At 66.0% G+C, this 18,829-nt stretch carries 23 protein-coding genes and 1 tRNA gene; 10 read left to right on the top strand and 14 right to left on the bottom strand.

Annotation, left to right across the window (positions count from 1 at the left end; all coding sequences use genetic code 11):
• Positions 1-2 precede the first annotated feature (2 nt).
• Positions 3-941, bottom strand: a complete 939-nt coding sequence (locus ABH927_RS14955) for a hypothetical protein (protein WP_370021851.1) — start codon at positions 939-941, stop codon at positions 3-5.
• A gap of 498 nt (positions 942-1,439) precedes the next feature.
• On the opposite strand from ABH927_RS14955, the gene ABH927_RS14950 reads away from it, so the two are divergent.
• Complete coding sequence (locus ABH927_RS14950) at positions 1,440-1,985, top strand: SigE family RNA polymerase sigma factor (RefSeq protein WP_370021849.1); 546 nt, start codon at positions 1,440-1,442, stop codon at positions 1,983-1,985.
• 53 nt (positions 1,986-2,038) lie between these two features.
• On the opposite strand, the gene ABH927_RS14945 is transcribed toward ABH927_RS14950, so the two are convergent.
• Both ABH927_RS14945 and ABH927_RS14940 read right to left on the bottom strand, forming a co-directional pair.
• Positions 2,039-2,989, bottom strand: coding sequence for a thermonuclease family protein (locus ABH927_RS14945; RefSeq protein ID WP_370021847.1), 951 nt, complete (start codon positions 2,987-2,989; stop codon positions 2,039-2,041).
• Between the two features lie 227 nt (positions 2,990-3,216).
• Positions 3,217-3,696 carry a MarR family winged helix-turn-helix transcriptional regulator gene (locus tag ABH927_RS14940; protein WP_370021845.1) on the bottom strand — a complete coding sequence of 160 codons (480 nt, stop codon included), beginning with the start codon at positions 3,694-3,696 and terminating at the stop codon, positions 3,217-3,219.
• A gap of 104 nt (positions 3,697-3,800) precedes the next feature.
• Here ABH927_RS14940 and ABH927_RS14935 point away from each other — a divergent pair, with 104 nt between their 5' ends.
• Entirely contained in the window at positions 3,801-4,364 is a 564-nt protein-coding gene (locus ABH927_RS14935; protein ID WP_370021844.1) for a YceI family protein, read from the top strand.
• 238 nt (positions 4,365-4,602) lie between these two features.
• Positions 4,603-4,692, top strand: a tRNA-Ser gene (locus tag ABH927_RS14930).
• Positions 4,693-5,345: 653 nt separating this feature from the next.
• Here ABH927_RS14930 and ABH927_RS14925 read toward each other — a convergent pair.
• Both ABH927_RS14925 and ABH927_RS14920 read right to left on the bottom strand, forming a co-directional pair.
• On the bottom strand, positions 5,346-6,071 hold the full coding sequence (locus tag ABH927_RS14925) for a hypothetical protein (RefSeq protein ID WP_370021842.1): 726 nt from the start codon (positions 6,069-6,071) through the stop codon (positions 5,346-5,348).
• Between the two features lie 152 nt (positions 6,072-6,223).
• Positions 6,224-6,586 (bottom strand): replication initiator, encoded by a 363-nt coding sequence (locus tag ABH927_RS14920; protein ID WP_370021840.1) that lies wholly within the window; start codon positions 6,584-6,586, stop codon positions 6,224-6,226.
• A gap of 55 nt (positions 6,587-6,641) precedes the next feature.
• On the opposite strand from ABH927_RS14920, the gene ABH927_RS14915 reads away from it, so the two are divergent.
• Positions 6,642-6,977 (top strand): EamA family transporter, encoded by a 336-nt coding sequence (locus ABH927_RS14915; protein ID WP_370021838.1) that lies wholly within the window; start codon positions 6,642-6,644, stop codon positions 6,975-6,977.
• Positions 6,978-7,576: 599 nt separating this feature from the next.
• On the opposite strand, the gene ABH927_RS14910 is transcribed toward ABH927_RS14915, so the two are convergent.
• A complete protein-coding gene (locus ABH927_RS14910; RefSeq protein ID WP_370021836.1) occupies positions 7,577-8,557 on the bottom strand; it encodes a helix-turn-helix domain-containing protein in 981 nt (326 codons plus the stop codon).
• Between the two features lie 1,984 nt (positions 8,558-10,541).
• On the opposite strand from ABH927_RS14910, the gene ABH927_RS14905 reads away from it, so the two are divergent.
• Entirely contained in the window at positions 10,542-10,757 is a 216-nt protein-coding gene (locus ABH927_RS14905; protein WP_370021834.1) for a hypothetical protein, read from the top strand.
• A 161-nt stretch (positions 10,758-10,918) separates the two neighbouring features.
• Entirely contained in the window at positions 10,919-11,056 is a 138-nt protein-coding gene (locus ABH927_RS14900) for a hypothetical protein (protein WP_370021832.1), read from the top strand.
• Positions 11,057-11,249: 193 nt separating this feature from the next.
• On the opposite strand, the gene ABH927_RS14895 is transcribed toward ABH927_RS14900, so the two are convergent.
• Complete coding sequence (locus tag ABH927_RS14895) at positions 11,250-11,471, bottom strand: winged helix-turn-helix transcriptional regulator (RefSeq protein ID WP_370021831.1); 222 nt, start codon at positions 11,469-11,471, stop codon at positions 11,250-11,252.
• 95 nt (positions 11,472-11,566) lie between these two features.
• Between ABH927_RS14895 and ABH927_RS14890 the strand changes: the two genes are divergently transcribed.
• The gene (locus ABH927_RS14890) at positions 11,567-11,914 is read left to right on the top strand and encodes an MFS transporter (RefSeq protein ID WP_370021830.1); all 348 of its coding nucleotides are present in this window, start codon (positions 11,567-11,569) and stop codon (positions 11,912-11,914) included.
• Positions 11,915-12,212: 298 nt separating this feature from the next.
• Here ABH927_RS14890 and ABH927_RS14885 read toward each other — a convergent pair whose 3' ends face one another.
• Positions 12,213-12,623 (bottom strand): hypothetical protein, encoded by a 411-nt coding sequence (locus ABH927_RS14885; RefSeq protein WP_370021829.1) that lies wholly within the window; start codon positions 12,621-12,623, stop codon positions 12,213-12,215.
• Positions 12,624-12,701: 78 nt separating this feature from the next.
• Between ABH927_RS14885 and ABH927_RS14880 the strand changes: the two genes are divergently transcribed.
• Together ABH927_RS14880 and ABH927_RS14875 are read left to right on the top strand one after the other, a co-directional pair.
• The gene (locus ABH927_RS14880) at positions 12,702-13,331 is read left to right on the top strand and encodes a hypothetical protein (protein WP_370021828.1); all 630 of its coding nucleotides are present in this window, start codon (positions 12,702-12,704) and stop codon (positions 13,329-13,331) included.
• Positions 13,332-13,589: 258 nt separating this feature from the next.
• Positions 13,590-14,102 carry a DUF4142 domain-containing protein gene (locus ABH927_RS14875; protein ID WP_370021827.1) on the top strand — a complete coding sequence of 171 codons (513 nt, stop codon included), beginning with the start codon at positions 13,590-13,592 and terminating at the stop codon, positions 14,100-14,102.
• A gap of 112 nt (positions 14,103-14,214) precedes the next feature.
• Here ABH927_RS14875 and ABH927_RS14870 read toward each other — a convergent pair whose 3' ends face one another.
• Both ABH927_RS14870 and ABH927_RS14865 read right to left on the bottom strand, forming a co-directional pair.
• Positions 14,215-14,337, bottom strand: a complete 123-nt coding sequence (locus tag ABH927_RS14870) for a hypothetical protein (RefSeq protein WP_370021826.1) — start codon at positions 14,335-14,337, stop codon at positions 14,215-14,217.
• 245 nt (positions 14,338-14,582) lie between these two features.
• Positions 14,583-15,779: an esterase-like activity of phytase family protein gene (locus ABH927_RS14865; protein ID WP_370021824.1), complete on the bottom strand. Its 1,197-nt coding sequence runs from the start codon at positions 15,777-15,779 to the stop codon at positions 14,583-14,585.
• Positions 15,780-15,877: 98 nt separating this feature from the next.
• On the opposite strand from ABH927_RS14865, the gene ABH927_RS14860 reads away from it, so the two are divergent.
• Complete coding sequence (locus tag ABH927_RS14860; RefSeq protein ID WP_370021822.1) at positions 15,878-16,063, top strand: MaoC/PaaZ C-terminal domain-containing protein; 186 nt, start codon at positions 15,878-15,880, stop codon at positions 16,061-16,063.
• Positions 16,064-16,191: 128 nt separating this feature from the next.
• Here ABH927_RS14860 and ABH927_RS14855 read toward each other — a convergent pair whose 3' ends face one another.
• From ABH927_RS14855 to ABH927_RS14840, 4 genes are all read right to left on the bottom strand, one after another.
• Positions 16,192-16,446: a hypothetical protein gene (locus tag ABH927_RS14855; RefSeq protein WP_370021820.1), complete on the bottom strand. Its 255-nt coding sequence runs from the start codon at positions 16,444-16,446 to the stop codon at positions 16,192-16,194.
• Positions 16,447-16,517: 71 nt separating this feature from the next.
• Entirely contained in the window at positions 16,518-16,886 is a 369-nt protein-coding gene (locus ABH927_RS14850) for a hypothetical protein (RefSeq protein WP_370021819.1), read from the bottom strand.
• Positions 16,883-17,230, bottom strand: a complete 348-nt coding sequence (locus ABH927_RS14845; RefSeq protein ID WP_370021817.1) for a hypothetical protein — start codon at positions 17,228-17,230, stop codon at positions 16,883-16,885. Before ABH927_RS14845 ends, ABH927_RS14850 begins: the two co-directional genes overlap by 4 nt.
• Positions 17,227-18,303: a hypothetical protein gene (locus ABH927_RS14840; RefSeq protein ID WP_370021815.1), complete on the bottom strand. Its 1,077-nt coding sequence runs from the start codon at positions 18,301-18,303 to the stop codon at positions 17,227-17,229. The genes ABH927_RS14845 and ABH927_RS14840 overlap by 4 nt, the downstream gene beginning before the upstream one ends.
• Positions 18,304-18,829: the final 526 nt, after the last annotated feature.

The following is an 18,829-nucleotide window of genomic DNA, read 5'->3' as shown; positions in this document are numbered from 1 at the left end:
ATTCACCCCAATCCGACGCGGGCGTTGAAACAGCCCTTGGTCAGGTCGCCGCCAAGCTCGACGTATGCCGACGCGGACAGCTCCACGATCCGCCCGCGCGGGGAAGTGCCGCACTCCAGGCACCGGTCGCAGAAACGGCCCGCGATGCAGCCGCAGCCGACGATCGGCAGCGCGTTCGCCCGGCCGTCGCACACGTTGCGGACGGAGAGCATCGACCCCAGCGCGAGGTACGGCAGGCCGGTGCACGAGACGCCCGCGTCGTCGCAGCCGGTGTCGGAGGTCTCCAGCATCGGATAGGCGACGCCGTACTCCTCGAAATCCGCCCACACGGCGGTGCCGGAGATCTTCGATTGGACCCCGCGGTACGCCGGGGGAGGGGGCGGCACGGCCTTCGCCCGGTAAGGCGGCTGGGAGGTCGGGGTGATCTGGGCGAGCGCGGTGCCGCCTTCGATGACGCCGATCGCGTCGAAGAGGTAACCCGCCTCCAACTGCGGATGCCGCACCCGCATCCGGCCGGACGACCGGTATGGGATGACGACCGAGCGCCTCCCGCGATGAGGGCCGCTGTCGAGTTCGACCGTGAGGTCGCGCGTGCCCTCAACGCTGAGGATGATCCCGGTCATCCGGGTGATGTCCGCCCAGATGCGGTCGACGACCGTGCCCGAGCGCAGCGCCCGGATGACGACCCGCGCCCCGAGCGACAGATCGGCGGGGGAGACGCGGGCGCCGCGCCAGGCGGTCGCCCACGGGGCGATGACCAGCCGCCGCTCCTCGCCCTCGTCGTCCTCGATGATGATCAGGTGAGGGCTCACGTCGAGAATCTGGCCGCTCAGGGCGTCGAGGGTCACGCCGTCGTCGGCCGTGAGCCGTGGGGGCTCCGCCTCGCGGCCGAGCGCCGCCGCCGCCAGCACGCGCCTTCGCTCGACATTCCGGTCAGGCATCGCACTCCGGTCCGACATGGCACTTCGGTAAAGCATCGCACCCCTGTACGGCCCAGCGCTCTGGTACGGCACCGGACTCTGGTACGGCACCGGACTCTGGTACGGCTCCGCGCTTGAGCCTGGCACACCAGTCCAGTGCGGCATGGCGCCGGGGTTCGTCATGTCACTGGGGTCTGACATCGCGCTCCGGTACGGCATCGGCCCTCCCACCTGTCTAGCCTCACATGCGGCCTGTGTCGACAGGGGTGGGAATAGCGCTGATGGTGAGCTGCGGGAGCAATATTCCCACTCCGGGTGGAACGCGTTATCTCCCACTATGAGGCAAACCCGCGCCTACGCGGCGAGAGCCGTACGGACAACGGGGAAGAGGTTCCCGCTACCGGGCTTGTGGGGTCTTTGCCGTTGACTGTACGAAACCTGGATTTCGGTTCAGCCGGATTCTGGCGGCAGGCTGCCATTCTGGCACGAGATGCCCTCCCAGGCCAGGCTGGTGATCGCGTGATCGTGAACCATGAGGAGTTTCACACATACGTCGTGTCCCGTGGGGCGGCCCTTTTGCGGGTCGCCTATCAGTTGACCGGGCATCCCTGCGACGCCGAGGACCTGCTTCAGGCCGCCCTCGCGAAGACCTACCTCGCGTGGGACCGGATCCAGGATCGGTCCTCGCTCGACAGCTACGTGCGGCGGGCGATGGTGAACATCAACATCTCGTGGTGGCGGCGGCGCAAGCTGGAGGAGTACCCCTCCGAGGAGCTTCCCGAGGTCGCGACCAATCACGACCCGAGACACCGGTACGACGAGTTGGAACAGGCCCTCGACCGGCTGCCGGCACGGCAGCGCACGGCCATCGTGCTGCGCTACTACGAGGACATGACCGAGCCGGAGATCGCCAGGACGCTCGGCATCAGCGTCGGCACGGTCAAGAGCACGGTCTCGCGCGGCATGGCCAAACTCCGGGGTGACCTCGTGGTCTCCACCCCCCGCGAACCGATTGCCCGCGAGTCGATTGCCTGCGAGCCGATTCCCCGGGAGCCGGTGAACTGATCGCTGCCCGCCCACCGCTCGACGGACCCGCGGCCGGGCGCTGCTGCGCGCGGTCAGAACTCGCAGACGATGCCGTCGTGGTCGCGGTCGTAGTACCAGCCGTACTCGATGTCGACGCCCCTCCGGTAGTTGCCGTAACCGTGGCGGTTCGCCTCGGCGCAGGTCTGGAACCTCGGGTCAACCCCGTCCCCGGCAGTGGGGCTCGGGCTGGGCGTAGCGCTGGGACTCGGGTCGGCAGTGAGATCGGTGCCCCACTCTGTGCCAGGGTCGGTGCTCGGGTCCGTGATGGGGTCCATGCCCGGCTCGGTGTTGGGGTCCGCGCTGAGGTCCGTCTCTTCCAAGCTCGGCGAGGGGTTGGGCGATGAGCTTGACGACGGGCTCGGGGTCAGGCCGCTTCCCAGATTCAGTGACGGGACGGGCTGCGGGGTCAGAACCGTCACCGCGCCCGGGATCTCAGTGGTCCCGCGCTTGTCGTAGGTGTCGGCCGCCCAGCACAGGCCCGACCACATCCCGCGGCGCTCCGCCCGGGCCGTGGCCTGCTGGGCCAGCAAGGCAGTGGTGTACCTGTGCTCCGGCAGGGACACCTCCGCCTGCGCATAGCCGTACCTCACCAGATCGCCGTTGACGAACACGCCCTTGGCCGACCAGGCGTAGAGCAGATATCGGCCGTCCGCGTCGCGTGACTCCTTGTCGCGCAGGAAGTACGCGGTCTTGCCGGCCGGAAGCAGCGCTGACGTGCGCGCCCACGCGTCCGCGAACCAGCACTGACCCTTGTCCGGAGCGTCCACGTCGAGGAGCCGGACCCGTGCGGTCCCGCCCTTGACCGTGACGTCGATGGTGTCCCCGTCCAGGACCTTCTTCACCTTCACCGCGACCGCGTTCGCCGGCACGCTTTTCGGTCTGCTCTCCGGCGCGGTTCCGGCCGCGGCAGGCCAAGCCGGAGCGAGGGAAACGGCGAGGGCGGCGGCTCCGAGCATGGCGAGTGCGCGGGGGATGAAACGCACGGGCGCTCCAGGGGCTAGGGGGACGGCGGGGCCACTGACGCGTCTTTCGACTTCGATCAAGATACGTCGGATGTGTGACGCTTTGTGTGCCTCACCGCTCTACTGTGACCGCAAAGGCCACAAATATTCACCCGTTGGGTGCTCTTCTGTCCCCGTACAGCCTGCCGCCCCGCCGTACATGCCGGGTTGGACGCGTGATGGCTTGGGCCTCATCAGTCCGGTACGGCTCAGCTTGTCCTGACGCGATCGACCCCCGCCGTGGCGCAGGGCCGTACGACATCGCGGATGACGCGGAGCGCCGCGAGGAAGTCGGCCAGTTGCTCCGGCGTCAGGAGACCGGTGAACCAGGTCTCGATGTCCTTCAGATGCTGCGGCAACACCCTTATAAGGCGGTCCGCGCCGGCCTCGGTGAGGACGGCGTAGGACGCGCGGCGGTCGTGAGAGCAGGCGCTGCGCTCGACCAGGCCTTCGCGTTCAAGCCGGTCGACGACACGGGTGATCCCGCTTGTGGAGAGCGATGTCTGGCTGGCCAGGTCGCTCATCCGCAGCTTCCGCTCCGGAGAGCGCGCCAGCCGGATGAGGGTCTCGAAGTCCACCTCGGAAAGGCCGATCTCGACAAAGGCCTGGCTGTGCTTACTCCGTATGCCGCTAAAGACCTCGGCAAGCAGGCCCATGGCCGTGAGCCGCGGGTCGTCGAATGGGTCCATGCCTAAAAGTCTACGCGACCATAGTTGACGCGGGGAATACTTCTCCGGTAGACATTTGTTGCGGCAGACATCCACCAAGCAACTACCTCTGGAGCACAGCAGCAATGAGCATTCGTGAGTGGGAAGGCCTCAAGATCCCGGCCGCCGGCGACTTCGCGCTGGACGTGGCTCACACGCGGGTCGGCTTCGTCGTCAAGCACATGATGGTGAGCAAGGTTCGAGGCCACTTCGGTGAGTTCGAGGGCAAGATTGTGATCGCCGAGAACCCGCTGGAGTCCAGCGTCGAGGCTGTCATCAAGGCCGCCAGCATCGAGACCGGCGCTTCCGATCGCGACGCGCACCTCCAGAGCAACGACTTCCTCGGTATCGACAAGTACCCCGACATCACCTTCCGCAGCACCCGCGTGGCCGGCCACAAGGGTGACGAGTTCACGCTGGTCGGCGACCTCACCATCCGTGACGTCACCCACGAGGCCACCCTCAAGCTCGAGTTCGGCGGCGCGGCCACCAACCCGTGGGGCCAGGAGATCTTCGGCTTCTCCGCCGAGACGGAGATCGACCGTGAGGCCTTCGGTCTGACCTGGAACCAGGCCCTCGAGACCGGCGGCGTCCTCGTTGGCAAGAAGGTCAAGATCGAGATCGAGGGCGAGGCCGTACGGCAGGGCTGAGCCTTGCGAGCGCGGACACCTTGCACACAGCCCTTGTCCACAGCCTGTGGACAAGGGCTGTGCACTATCAGATCCGGAGCGACGGCGTGTCTCGCTTGCATGGTCTGGTCTGGTCTGCGCATATGGTCGTCGAGGGCGGTCTTCGGCCGTCCTCATCCGGGGCGGCGATCCTGGCTGGGAATCCGCTTTGCCGCCTCGCACGATCGCCGGTACTCTGTGCTGAGCCACTCGGCAACCAGGAGGCTTCGCCTAGTCAGGTCTATGGCGCCGCACTGCTAATGCGGTTTGGGTCTTAAGCCCATCCGGGGTTCAAATCCCCGAGCCTCCGCACTTCAAAGCCCCTCTCGCTGTCACCGCGAGAGGGGCTTTTGCGATCTCTAGAGGGCTCGTAGTTGCAGTTCTAGTTGCAGTTGTCATTGATCGCCGGTTACTCGTCGCCCCAGAGGGCGGCCCCCATACGCTCGCTCGCGTCCTTCACTTGAAGGCTCGCCACGTGGGTGTAGCGCTCTGTCGTGGTGACGCGGGGCGTGGCCGAGGATCTCTTACACGACCCGGATGTACGCCCTGCTCGACGAGGAGGGTTCCGGCGGTGTGGCGTGCGTCATGGAGTCGGGCTTCCTTCGGGCAGCGGTCGGCGTGGCCGGTGCAGTCCTTCGGGCACGTCCTCGTGAGGCAGACGTGGCCGCGCCGCTTGCAGTCCTGTGGACAGTCCGGGTCGTGCTTGTGGGTCTTGCACCGCGGCTTGCACGGCCATCGGTGCCACTCCTTGCCACACTCGTGAGGATTCGTCGCAGCCGTGCCGCCAGGGGGACCGCTGCGCCTGGTACCAGACTTTGATCACTCCGGTCTGGAGGTCGACGAAGGATCACCGGAGGCCGAGCGCTATATCCTGACGGATACCGAGGGCAAGAGCCACCGACCAACGAGCGGCGTTCCTGCGCGACTTGGCGGCCTCTAGGATCTTGCGCACCTCGTTCCGCGTCAGCGGCTCCAGGTCGGATCAGCCGCAACAGGGGCGTCAATGAGCGTGGCGACGTTCTTCGTCACCTTGTTCCGGCGTACGGCGATCTTCAGAGCGCGCGACAAGATCCGATGGAGAACCGTGCTCGACGACCGGCCCTGCTCCAGCATCGTCGCGTACGCCTTATCGAGGTGCTCAGGCGCGAGCCGGTCGAGGCGGTGACGACCGAGCAGCGGAATGACCCAGTGAGGGGTCTTGGACAGGTAGTCGTCGAGGGTTCGGGGCGCCATCTTGCCCGACGCTACGAGCCGGTCGCAGATCACGTCGAGATATTCGGTCATCCACTCGGCGACAGTCGGGACCTTGCCCGGCTTGGCGACCTGCCCAGTCTCGCGCTTGCCCTCCAACTCCCGGACCTTGCGGGTGACCTCCGCCTCCGTCTTTCCCATCCGGTGACGGCGATCAGGAGAGCCGTCCGGCTTGATCCCCACAGTGACCCAGCCGTGCCAGTAGCCATCCTGACCGAGATAGATCGACGATCGCCCGTTCGGCTTGCGGTCGGCCATCACGCCGCCTCTGCCAGTCGCCGGGCAAACTCCTGAAAGAGCGTCAGCGGGGACGAGGCGATACCCCTCGTACTTCACCGAGCGAAGCTCACCGCTCTTGATCAGCCGGAAGACCGCCGCACGGCTCATGCCGAGGACGACCGCCGCGTCCTCGGGCCGGTAGAAGAGTCTGTCCATCACGCTGCCCTCCCTTCAGTTGCAGAAAAATCTTGTCCGTCTGCACGGGCCTGGAGCTGGTTCATGTGGTTGCGCCAGCGCTGGCGTTTGTGAACCGAGCGCAGGAGCCGTACGCCGATCGGGTCAAGGTCCGGGTCTGTCGGCTTGACCGGCTTTCAGACGTAGCGGTGGGGGTCAACCGGCTCGTCGGAGACGCCGAGGGCCTCCAGGACCCAGGTACGGCGGTCCTGCTTGTGCTCGATCAGCGTCTTGTTCGACCACTTCCGCGACACGAGCACCCCGCCGGCCCGCGTAACCGAGGTGATCGGTTTTGTGCGTCTTGCCCTTGCACCGGCCGGGAGCCATCCCGGCTTGGCGCCCTTGGGCTGCACGCCGTACCGCAGCCAGTTCGGGCAGGTAGGCGCGCACGGCTCGAACCGCAGGGCGTCAAGGAGTCGTTCGGCGTGCTGGCACTGTGCGGGGTTGTCGGTGCCGAGGGCGTCGCCGAGGGACTTGGTCAGGTACTTCCGCTTCGTCATGCGCGCCGACATGACTGGCCTGCTGTACGACGTGCCGGTGGAATGAGTCGGGTACGTGCCGGAGGTCTCTTCCGCGTGGGCGCGCTTGCTCTGCTCTGGGGGAGCCGGTTTCCTCTGGATCAAGATTGCGCTACGCGGCTTCTCGCCCACTCAGGTCACCCTGATCCGCCTTGTCCTCGGAGCACTCGTCCTGACGGTTGTGGTCTACGCCCAGGGCCGACGATTGCCCCGAGGCTGGAAGCTATGGGGGCACCTCACGGTCGCAGCCCTGCTCGCCAACGCGGCTCCCTATCTACTCTTTGCGATAGGTGAGCGGAGCATCTCATCCTCTGCGCAGGCATTATCAACTCCACGACACCGTTGTGGACGATGCTGTTCGCCTAAGTCGTAGGCCATGACCGTAGAACCTCGCCTCCCTGTGTCGCAGCGCTCCTGCTCGCATTCGGAAGCACTCTGCTGATATTTTCCCCGTGGTCAATCAATACCAGGTCACTAGCTGGGGTGGGCTCGCATGTCTTGTGGCGGCAATTTGTTATGCGATTAGGTGCATCTATATCGACCACTACTACTTGGCAAAAGGGAGCTCTAGGATCCGTGGTCCTTTCAGCCAGCCGACTGATGGCGGCCTCAGGGTTGCTGGTGACGTTTCCCATGACCACCACACAGCCTCCGAAGCTTCCGTCTAGATGCGTTGATAGCCCTAGGCATCCTTGGGGTCCTGGGCGCCGGGGATTGCTTACGTGCTCAACTACAGGATCATGCAAGACGACGGAGCCGTAATAGCTTCAGTGATGACTTATTTTACTGCCAGCAGTCGCAATAGTTGCTGGATGGCTGATACTCAACGAACGATCCACGGTTACTGCAATCCTCGGATTGGTAGTTGTGCTCGGAGGGGTTGTGCTGACCCGTATAGGCAAGATGTTCGCGACGTGGCAACATGAGGCCACCATAGAAATGTGCGGTTCACTTCAGTGGATGCTCCAACGTTCAAACAGAGTCGCGTGCCCTCCGCTCGCTAACGATGTGCTCCACAATATCCAAGATTTCCCCGGGGTCTTGATCGGCGGCGAGGTTCTCCAGCAGATACTTGGCGGCTAGGAGAATGGTGCTCCAGCGCCTGACCGCCTCCACCGTTAATTTTCTACTTGACAAGGGGGCCGACACTGCCCTTACGTCCCGGACCACCAGGTCAACGACCGTGATCTCGGGAGCGTTGGGAGGCTGATGGGTATCGAAGTCCACGATCTGGCCCCGCAAGAGAACATCCTGTACTACGACGGGAAGCCGCTCGAACGCTCTCGCTGAATCTCTCTGTCCCAATATAAATGGTTCGACTTGTGCTGCAATGTCATTGAGTTTCGCCGATATTTCCGCCAATGCGGGGGCGGTTTCAGTGTCGGCTAATGCAACGCCAGACGTGGGCATTAAGGCGCCGAGGCCTAACGATAGTCTCCGAATTCGCGGACCGTCTCTTACGTCGTCGGGGTTCCATCCATAATCTTGGAATGTCTCGAGGATCTTCTGGTCTACTGAACTAGTTAGATCCAAGCGCGGGGCGACCATCCCTGCAAAATCCATGAGTATGTGGCGTTCGGACCCTTCGAATGTACTGCCTGAGCGCACAGATTGTAGGAATAGCATCATGCGGTCAGCGAAACGCCGCGCATTCTGGTCATCGTGTGAACGCTCCTCAATCACGAGATCTAGAATGCGCTGAAACAGCACATCGTCTATGACCGCATATCGGTCTGCTTTGACAAAGTTAGCGTCTGTCAGATGACTCGGATCCAGCCCGAGAGCTACCAAAACATCAGTCACAGTCCGCGACTCGGGGTCTCCCCGGCCGTGTTCCAGGTTCGACAAAGTTGTTCGGGAGATTCGAGCCAACCATGCCAAGTCCGCCTGTGAGAGACGCAACTCTGCCCGCCTTAAACGAACAAACCTGGCAAAGGTCATTTCCTCCGGCACGACTTCCGCAATCCTCTCGTTTTGTGATCAAGCGCATACGGGCTGCCACCATCTCGTTGTAGATCGATCGTGGTGCGACGAGCCCCCTCAGTGCACGTCTATCCCATCCATCGAGTACTATGCACGATCCTCAACATCATGTCCAGTCTTGTTCATTGCTGTACAACGCTCCACTGTGCTGTACAGCGCAACTGATCGAACAGGCGCGATCATCGCCCGCCGTTACGAACGACACTCATAGCACCCATAAGTCCTAATGGGCCGAGCCTTTAGGGTCTCTGGTGAAGACATTAGCCACAACGTGGTCTACGGCCCACCTTGCCCCCCCGGACCTGACTGAACATGGACCAAGCGGGGCGAGTGGACAAGGCGGCCATGACCTACGGTATGGTGGACGTGCGCAGGGTGACCCCCACGCGACACGCATGACGCTCCACCCACTCCGGCCAAAAGCTTCCCGGAGGCCCCGCAAGCCCCCTATCTGCTGCTCAGCAGCGAAGGGCAAGAGCAAGATGCCCCCGCCGTGTGACCTCCCGGTTGCACCGCGGTCGACCGAGGGTCGGCTCGGCCGAAGCACATCTCATAGAGAGGGCTTGGCCGGAAGCTTCCCGCAAGGGACAAGCCGAGAAGGGGGCCGCCGTGTTTCGACGACGCAATGCGTGTGGCGAACCGGTAGACGCCGGGAAACCAGGAGGCTGGCAGGTACTGCAAGCCTTGGCTAGCACGGGTCGATTCCTCGTGGAATTGGCGCGTTTCGTGCTGGACTGGTTCGACGGTGACGGTGGTCCTGGACCCCTCACCGCGTAAGCGGGAGGAAAGTCCAAGACCACCACCGCAGGAGGGGCGTTCATGTAGGTCAGCCGGACCAGACGCCATCTCCCTCTAGTGTGTGGGCTGGCGTATCCAGCGTCAGTCCACACACGTAGCGTACATACGTAATTACTGAAACGCAGTAGCTTTGCATCAGAAGGTAGATTCGACGGCGTGTCGTTCTTTCTTCGGACGAAGCCTGCTACATAATGCCCGACTTACGCACGTTGTTGCTAGTCGCGATTCGAATCGAGACTCTTCCGTGCGGTACACGCCCGGTTGATCCCTTCGTGGGCAGTCGCTCAACCGCTCAGTCGGCCCGTGAGCACTTTTTCTACTCCTTCAAGGGCGCGCTCTCACGCGCCGCGCGGGCTGGCCGCCGCACGTCTTGCGCACGAGGAGATGGGCGGCTGACCACCGCGGCGCAGGTGGCCGACCGCCATCGGCTGAGGTACGTGGGGGAGTCGCGGCGAACGTTGGGCGTGGTTGCCGGCCGCGCTTTGGCCCTCGGGGGCCACGCGTGCCAGCACCGCGCAACGCCTCACCCCCGCACCGCGCCGTAGCTCGCGAGCGCCGTGACGTCCGCCGCGCGGACTCGCGTGTAAGAAGGGGCCACGCCCCCGGGCGCGACAGACTCAAGCCGAGAAGGATCACTGTCAAGGCGCTTCGCGTACCCGTGATTCCCTTCGGTCACCCTTGACAATGATCGTTCTCGGAAGTGCCCGGCGCCTATCGGGGGGATAGCCCTGCATGGGTGCATGGCGAGGGAGCGGCGCGCGTGGTCTCACTTCTGGTCTCAGTTCGCTGACGTCCGATGGTGTTCGAGGCGGTAGCTGTACGAGACGAGACCCAATGTCCGGACGGATACGGACGCCAGCGATCAAGCTTGCAGGTAGCTGCTAATGCGGTTTGGGTCTTAAGCCCATCCGGGGTTCAAATCCCCGAGCCTCCGCACTTCAAAGCCCCTCTCGCTGTCACCGCGAAAGGGGCTTTTGCGATCTTCAGCGGGGTCGTAGTTGCAGTTGGCCTGCTGTGGCTCTTGCGTTGCCGAAAGACGATGCCGCCGCCCGTGCACTTTCGGCACCGGCCCGCATCACTGGTGCAACCCTTCGGGGAGAACGAAGGAGTTGCCGGCGCCGTGGACCGAACTCGCTGTCGACCCTACGCTCCCTGCATGGAGATCCGGATCATCATGCCCTTCGACCCCGAGTTTCATGATCCAAAGAGCGTTGCCGCCACCGAGCGGTGTTGTAGCCAGCACGGCAAGGACCACTGCGATGAGCCGCCCGTGGCCAGCGTTCATTACCCTCCCAACGGGAGGGTCTCAGCCTGTGCCAGAGCTCTGCATGGAATCATCGACGACGCTTTGAGCAAGATTCCTCAGCAGTAGACCGCTGTTGGGTCGACGTTCTTCCGCTTCTCCGTCGCGAGCGTTGTCACGGGCGGCACATACTGGAGGGGATGAAGCCAGCTAGCGGCGCGCCCCGTCGTCACATGCCCACAAGTCCCTTCAAACCCCCGCCACCTGCCCCGCCTGCCGAGCGGTTCAGTGTGGACGACCAGGTGACCCATGATCGATATGGTCTTGGCGTCGTCATCGGTGTAGAAGATGAGGTCGCCGTGCTCGTCGACTTCGGATCGCGGCAGGAGCGAATCACGACACCATTCAACAAGCTGTACAAACTCTGAGCCCGCTGCCCCGCGGGGAAGCTCCTTCTCGAAGCTCTGGGTGACGTGTATCCTCGGCCGCCCCGAGTTCCTGGAGGCTGCCGTCTGAAGCCGCGGTCAGGCTCCGGCCGGCCCGCGCCCTGATGCGGCTCCGCAGTGGTCGGCCACGAGCGATGCTTGGTGGCTCGCTCCGGCCTGTACGGCTCGGCTGCGGCTATCCGGCCGCGAGGTGGCTGTGCTCGTTGTCGTAGGCGATGCGGGCGGCGGTGATCGACGTCCGGTGACGCTCGGCCCACCCGGTGAGCGTCGCGAGGGACTCGTGTAGCTCACGTGCCATGTCGGTGAGCGCGTACTCCACCTTGGGCGGCACGGTCGGATACACGGTGCGGACGAGGAGGCCGTCGCGTTCGAGCTTGCGCAGAGTCAGAGTCAGCATGCGCCGGCTGATGCCCGCCACGGAACGCTCGAGCTCGGTGAACCGGAACCTCGTCCACCAGTCGCTGGACCGCGCTGATCGTGCTCTGCGCGGGGATGCTGATGGTCATCCTCGACGGCACCGTCGTCACCGTGGCGCTGCCGGCCATCCAGAGCGACCTCGGCTTCTCCCCGTCGGACCTCGCCTGGGTGGTCAACGCGTACATGATCGCGTTCGGTGGCCTGCTGCTTCTCGCGGGACGGCTCGGCGACCTCGTCGGCCGCAAGCGCGTCTTCCTCGGAGGCCTGGGCTTGTTCACCGTCGCGTCCTTGCTGTGCGGTGTGTCCGGGAACCCGGAAACGCTGATCGCCGCGCGCTTCCTCCAGGGCGCCGGTGGGGCGATGGCCTCCGCCATGGAGACGCAACGGCGAGGTGGCGGACTCGGAGGACCTGGCGACGCCTGAGCACGACATGGCCGCCGGATAGCTCAACCTGGTCACCTGGGGTCGTACGGCTGGCCGGAGACGTGGTGTTCGTCGCTCCGGCGGCCGGCCGTACGGACATCGACTCGGAGCGCGGGCCGGGGAACCGCAGCGGAACGATCCGCCGGGTCGCTTGATCCGTCTTGTGGCGGCGCCTCTCATTGATCGAGGTCACCTGTGGTTCTTTTCGGCGATGACGACTCCCCGCCTCTCGTCTTGGACGCTCGGCGTGCCCGCGAACGCGGACATCGGATCTACGTCGCTCGGATCCAGTGCCGGCTCAGGAACGCCGGTTCTCCTTGCGGCGGACGAACTTCAGCCCGGACCAGTCCTCGCCGAGCGCGGCGACCTTCACGTCCACGACGCCCAGCGGCAGGAAGAGCTCGCGCAGCGCGTTCTCGGTGATGTCGCTGTCATGCCCGGCCGCACGGCGGGGCCACGCGATCCACAGCATCGCGTCATCCGCCAGGCCGTTCACCAGTCCGGGCGCTTCGGAGGCCAGATCACCGTGGGAGCGGTAGAAGGCGACGGTGACGTGAGCGCCCTCGGTGCCGCCGTCCGCGATCACGGAACCCTCGGGCAGGTTCGGGATCTCCCAGTCGTCCGGGCGATGTGTCAGCCGCACCTGCCGGCCCGGCTTGATGCCGATCTTCTTGGCGAGTGGGGTGCCTGAATATCCGGTGGTCGCCACGCGCTCACAGTAGCCGGGAGGGGCCGGCCCTCGTAGGTGCGCCCTTATGACGGGCGCACCCGCGAGGAGTCCCGATCTATGCGCTTGGAGCCGCTGATGCTCATGTTTGACCTGACATTGAGCGCACGCTACGTGATCATCCGGACATGGCCCCCTTACCGTCGTCTCGTACCCGTCCATGACCTCAGGGGGAGCCTCATGTTCGCCTGTACCGCACTTCTCGCCGCTGCCCTGTTCGCCGGGCCCGCCGCGCCGGCTGACCCGACTCCGCCCGCGCCGAACGACGCCACGAACGGCAAGCCGTGGGCACCGGGGCAGTTCGACCGGAAGAAGCCCGTCGCCGGCCCCGCGCAGGAAGATTTCATGGCGCAGTTTGACAACTTCACCGACCCGTCCGGGCTTCCCGAAGGTTGGGCCGCCGCCTATGGCGTCGACCTCGCGAAGAAGATGAAGCTTTCCGAGAAGCCCACTCCGCAGGATGTCCTGATCACCGCGGCGCCCACGGACGGCGGATCCACAACCGGATCTCCGGCCGGATCGACCACGGGATCCCCTTCCAAATTCACAGCCGGCTCGGAATCCACGTCGGCACCCGAGGCCAAGCCGTTCAGCCTGCTCGCTCCGAATCCTCAGCGGCCGTCGTTCACGCCGCCTGAGTGGCACACGAAGACGGATCACCATCGCCAGGTGCCGCACATCGAGGACTGAGTGGTCCGGGCCGCTCGGCGAACGCCCCGCTCCCGCCCCCGCCCTTGCTCTGAGGACGGGGGCATCTGTTCAGTACGGCTCTTAGCGCGGCTCTTTGTACGGCTCTTTGTACGCCTGTGGTCCACTGACCGACGTGCTGGTCTTTGCGGTTATCCGCATGGGATGCGGCGCTCCCGGGGTATGAGGCGTATGTACTGCTGTGTCCGGGTTTGGTCTCGGTGTCCCGGCGACCTCCCGGTAAGAGATCCGGGGGGTCTCATGGTCAGACGGATCATTGTCCTGCTGGCCGTCATGGCGGTTGTGCTGGTGGGCAAGACCGCCAGTTTCGCCGCGGCGGCAGGCGTCAACGAGCAGGATCGGACATTCCTCATACAAACTCACGAGGGGAACCTCGGTACGATCCGCGCAGGACGGCTCGCCGAGAAGGAGGGCCACAAGAAAGCGGTGCGCGAGTTCGGGACGCGGCTCGTCGCCGACCACACCAAGCTGGACAAGGTCGTACGGCAGGTCGCCCTTCAACTGGGTGTGAAGCTGCCGCACGCACCCAGTGCGAAGCAACAAGCGGAGATCAAGCAGATCGCCGTGAAGCAGGGCGCCGAGTTCGACCGGGCCTGGATCGCCGCGATGATCGAGGACCACAAGAAAGATCTGGCGGCGGGTGCCCAGGAGCTGTCCAAGGGCTCCTCGGAGCAGGTCAAGAAGATCGCCACAGACTCCAAGCCGGTCGTCCAGGAGCATCTCCAAATGCTGCAGAAGCTCCAGGGCAGCTGACAGACCGTCTCAGGCCGCCGAAAGTCGCCGAATGTCGCTGAATGTCGCCGTGGTCCGGCGCCGCCGGACCGCACTGCCCCGTCGAGGGGCTCCGATCAGGTGAACAACTCGATCAGGTGAAGAGCTTGATGAGCGCCCAGATGATCAGAGCCCAGGACGCGACGCCGACGAGGGTGATGGCGATGAGGCCGCGGAGGCGGTAACGCTTGCCGGGCCGGTCGGGCTGCTCGCTCACGGGGTCCTCCACGCAGGGTGGATGGCGCCTACACCTCTGCGACCGGGTGATACCCCTTCGTGGCCGCGAGTGTCGTGGCGAACACCCATAGTGCATGGAGGTGTAACCGTAACGACGGATTCAGTGAGCATCAAATAGGCATTTATATATGCGCCTAAATCCTGCTCTACACCCTTGGCGTACGGACGAAGTCGTCGCGGTCGCGCACGCTTCGCCGTACGCCAGGGATTGACTTGCGCCGTTGATCAGAGGAACGCGCGCGGGTCCGCGTGCAGGCGGTGCGAGAGCCGTACGGTGATGAACTCGTCGTTGTCCGCCTTGCCCGGAGTGCGGCCGGAGGAGAACGGGAAGTTGTTGTCGTTGACGACGGCCAGCGTCCGGTCGTCGAGCAGAGTCACGTCCTCGATGGTCTGGAACGGGAACCGGAAGGTCTGCCCGAAGCCGCCGAGCCCCTTCGGGTTCGCGAGGTTGAGCAGGTCGGCGACCAGGGTCTTGTCCATGGCGCCGTCGCCGTCACGGTCACGGGTGTCGACGAGGTAGATCCGCTTCAAGGCCGCGGCGTCGCCCTGGTTGTTGTCGCGCTCGATGATCAGGAATCGGTGCCTGTCCACGGTGATGGCGTCGCCGATGGAGTTCGACGGGGAGTCGAGGCGGTAGGTCCACCGGTCGCCGGTGTACTGCCCCTTGCGGACGTCGAAGTCGTAAAGGCGCAGGTCGCCCGGGGTGTCACCGTCCACCGTGCCTTCGAGCAGAGGGTAGAGGTGGCGGCCGTCGACCGAGCGGGCCATGCCCTCGAAGCCCTTGCTGCTGCGGATGTTGGGCTGGCCGCCGTTCAGGTACGGGTTCTCCGGGGCCTTGACGCCATCGAGGGCGATCGGAGCCTGGAGGAGCCGCCCGGACGGCGCGAAGTGCAGCAGGAACGGGCCGAACTCGTCGCCGATCCAGTACGTGCCGTCGAAGGACCGCACGATCGACTCCACGTCGAAGTCCGCGCCGGTCAGCGTCCGGTCGGCCCTCGTGAGCGGGAACGGCACGCGGTGGTCGGGGTCGGTCAGGTTGAACCCGCCGACCACTTCGACCTTGCCGGTCGCGACATTGGGCTTGATCCGGTGGACGCGGAGCAGGAAGTCGGCGCTGTTGGCCTTGGCGCCGTAGCCGTTGTCGGACAGCACGTCGAAGGTGCCGTCATGCCTGTTGACGATGCCGCTGAAGCCCTGGACGGGCTGACCCGCGAAGGGCGCGGCGATGCCATTGAACGGGCCGGCCCCGATGGCGGAGCCCGACGGCTCGCTGCCGGGCACGAACGTCTCGGCGGGAAGGGATGCGAAGCCGGTCAGCGTGGCCTGGCCGAAGCCCCCATGCTCAGGGTCGGCCATCGCGGCCGGCGTCGCGAGCCCGAAGGTGAGGGCGGCCGCACCAAGCATGATCGAAAATCGTTTCATGTCACGCACGTTAGAGATGCCGGATTACGGACGCTCCAACGCAAGGCGACAGGACGCGGAAGCCGTACGAGCAGTCGCCGGGATTAAGGTGCTGTGGTATGCGGATCTTCAAGGACCTTGTCGAGCTGAAAGCAGCCAAGGGGGAGCATCTCGGGCACACCGAGTGGCGGGAGATCACCCAGGGCCGGGTGAACCTGTTCGCCGACGCGACGGACGATCATCAGTGGATCCACGTGGACCCCGACCGCGCCAAGGACAGCCTGTTCGGCGGCACCAATGGTTGAAATGTACATAGGTGGCGGGTGGGTCCGCACGGCTGTGACGTCCACAGGTGCGGCGACGCCCGCGCCGGGCCATGCCCAGCGCGGGCGCAATATTTGACGCCGCAGCGCAGACGGTCAGCGGCAGCGGGTCAGCGGGGGCACGTTGCTTTGCGCAGGTCGGGCCGCAGCTTGCCGCACTCCAGGCACCCGTCCGCGCCCGGGTAGTAGAAGTGCCCGAGCATCGCCCAGCACACGATCCGCCGCCACGGGCGCGGCAGCGGCGGCATCCGCCCATCCAGCGGCGCCGCCAGGCCCGGGGCGGCGGAGACACCGCCGGGCACCAGCGTGTCGGCCACGATCACGGGGATGACGTCCGTCGGGGCGTCCTCAAGGCGGGGGCTCACAGCACGACCGTAGTCGCACACCGGCAGTGGCAGCGTCGGCCACTCGCCCGGCGTAAAACGCTCCACCGCGATCACCCGCGCCTGCGCCGGAACGGCACCACCACGCCGCCACCGGCCTCAGCCCGAGCCTTGGCCCGCCGCCGGGCCGGGGCGGGCGCGTCGAACCCGGGCAGCGCCTCCTGCGTCCCGGCCTTGCGCTTGCGGCAGGTGTCGAAGTGCGGCATGAACCTGGTTTCCAGGGGGTGCCGCTCGTGGTGGTCGATGTCGCCCGGCACCGTGCGGGCCAGCCACCACCCGCCCACGCCGCGCCGGGCCAGCACCGGCCCCCGCGGGTTCGGCTCGGCGTCCAGCGGCTGGCGTGCCCCGCCCACGGTGACGGCGAAGAAGATCTCCGCCCCGCAGTCGTCGCAGCGGGTGATCTCTCGGCTGTTCGGCCTCACTCGCCCACCCCCAGCAGCAGGCCACGGTGGAGGCCGGGGTCGAACGGCGCCCACTCCACGGCGGCCACCGCCGCAGCGTCCGGCCAGTGGGCGTGGCAGCGCTGGCCCAGCAGCCGCGCCGCCAGGTCCTCATCGGCCAGGCGGATGCCCATCACCCGCCCGCCGGGCACGTCGACCGGCTCCGGGGCGCCGGGGATGCCGTGCGGGAAAGTCACCTGGCGGCAGCGGACGTCGCCGCGCCGCCGGTTGCCGGGGTGCACCTTGGCGACGCATCGGGCCGGCCAGTCCTCGAACACCGCGACGACCCCGGCGGGGTCGACCAGCACCAGCATCCGGCCGCTCACGACCCCACCCCCAGGGCCAGCGGGTGGCAGTCCGGGCACCGCCCAGCGTCACCGCCCGTCTCGGGATCCTCAAGGCGGCGGGTCTTGTTGTTGCAGCGGCCGCACCACGGCGGTGCGCCCGGTCCCGTGCCGTCGGCGGGTTGGTTCCACCACGGGCCGTCGGCGCGCAACCGGCCGGGGGCGTGCGAGTCGGGGTCGCGGGCTACGGCCAGCGCCGCCGCCCGCACCACCGGCCACGGGCGTTCGTTGATCTCCGGGTCGGACAGGATGCGGCGGATGCTGTCGCGCCGCCACCCGGGCCGCAGTTTCTTGATGTCCTCCACGAGCGTGGTCACTTCCGGGTTGGCCGCCCCCTCCCCCTGGCGCGCGGTCGCGTCCGGCGTGGCGCGCGGGTGGCGCGCGGGGGAGGAGGGGGAGGTGGTTTCTCTTCGGGTGGTTTTTCTTTCAGGTGGTTCCCCCCGCATTTTTTGGGGGTCGCGACCCCCAGTTTTTTCGGGGTCGCGACCCCGGATTTTTCCGGGGTTCGGACCCCCAAAATTTCCGGGGTCCGGACCCCGAGTTTTTTGGGGGTCCGCTTGACCTGTGGTTTGCTCCGTCATGGCCTGCAGCAGACCGGGCAGCTCCTCCAGACGGAACGGCGCTCGGTCGTTGCTGGGGGTGCCGTCGCCGTCCGCGCCGACGTGCTTGATCACGGCGTACAGCTCGGCCAGCGACAGCGCGCCCGCGTACCCCTCGGGCGGGGCCTCGTGGACGGTGTAGATGATCCGCTTGCGCATGCCCTTGTGGTAGCGGCGGTACTCGACGTCAACCGCGCCAATCTCCCGAAGCGCCTCGGTGTACGGCTTGACCTGGTCGCCCCGCTTCAGGTCCAGCAACAACGCCAAGATCACCTGTTTGGGCCAGACCCGGTTGCCGCCGCGCTCGCGGTTCACGTGCGCCCGCAGAATGAAGTACAGCGTTTTGGCGGCGTTCGGGATCGGCGCCAGCAGCATCCACTCGCCGCCGGTGACGTATGGGTACGACCGGCCGCCCCGCACCTCGACCTCGTCGAACGGGAAGTCGTCGGCAGTCACCTGCGGCCCCCGCCTGCTGCTCGGCATGGACGACGGGCCGCACCAGCCGGGGCGGGGGCGGGCGGCGGGGCGGCGCGGTGGGCGCGCTCGGGCATATTGTGATCCCCCATGCGGGTGAAAGGGCGTGGCAGACCGGCCGCCCTCGGGCGGCGCGGGACAGGAGCAGGCGGAAAAGACTCCGCGTCCAGGGCCGCGAGATCGGGGCAGTCGGGCGGGGGACCGCACGCCGGCGGCGGCAGCACCCGGGCCTCCGCCTCCAGGGCTTCCATCGGCCCGTACCGCTCCGCATACAGCTGGCACACCAGCTCGAAATGACCCGGTTCGTTCACGCGGTTCCCCTGCTTCCGGGGGGCGTGCGCGGGTAAAATGAAGCGCATACGCGCGACCTCCAGCTCAAAGGTCGTTGTGGAGCCCCGCCGGGATGTGGCGTCCCATTGGCGGGGCTTCTGCGTGTGTGGGGCTGGTACGCCGCCGACCGAACGCAGACGACTGCAAGCAGACGACCGGGCGACGTACCAGTGGGGGC

It is taken from the genome of Planotetraspora sp. GP83, assembly GCF_041262585.1.
In the GTDB taxonomy this organism is placed as follows: domain Bacteria; phylum Actinomycetota; class Actinomycetes; order Streptosporangiales; family Streptosporangiaceae; genus JAOEGB01.
This window is presented reverse-complemented; position numbering and strand designations above follow the sequence as displayed.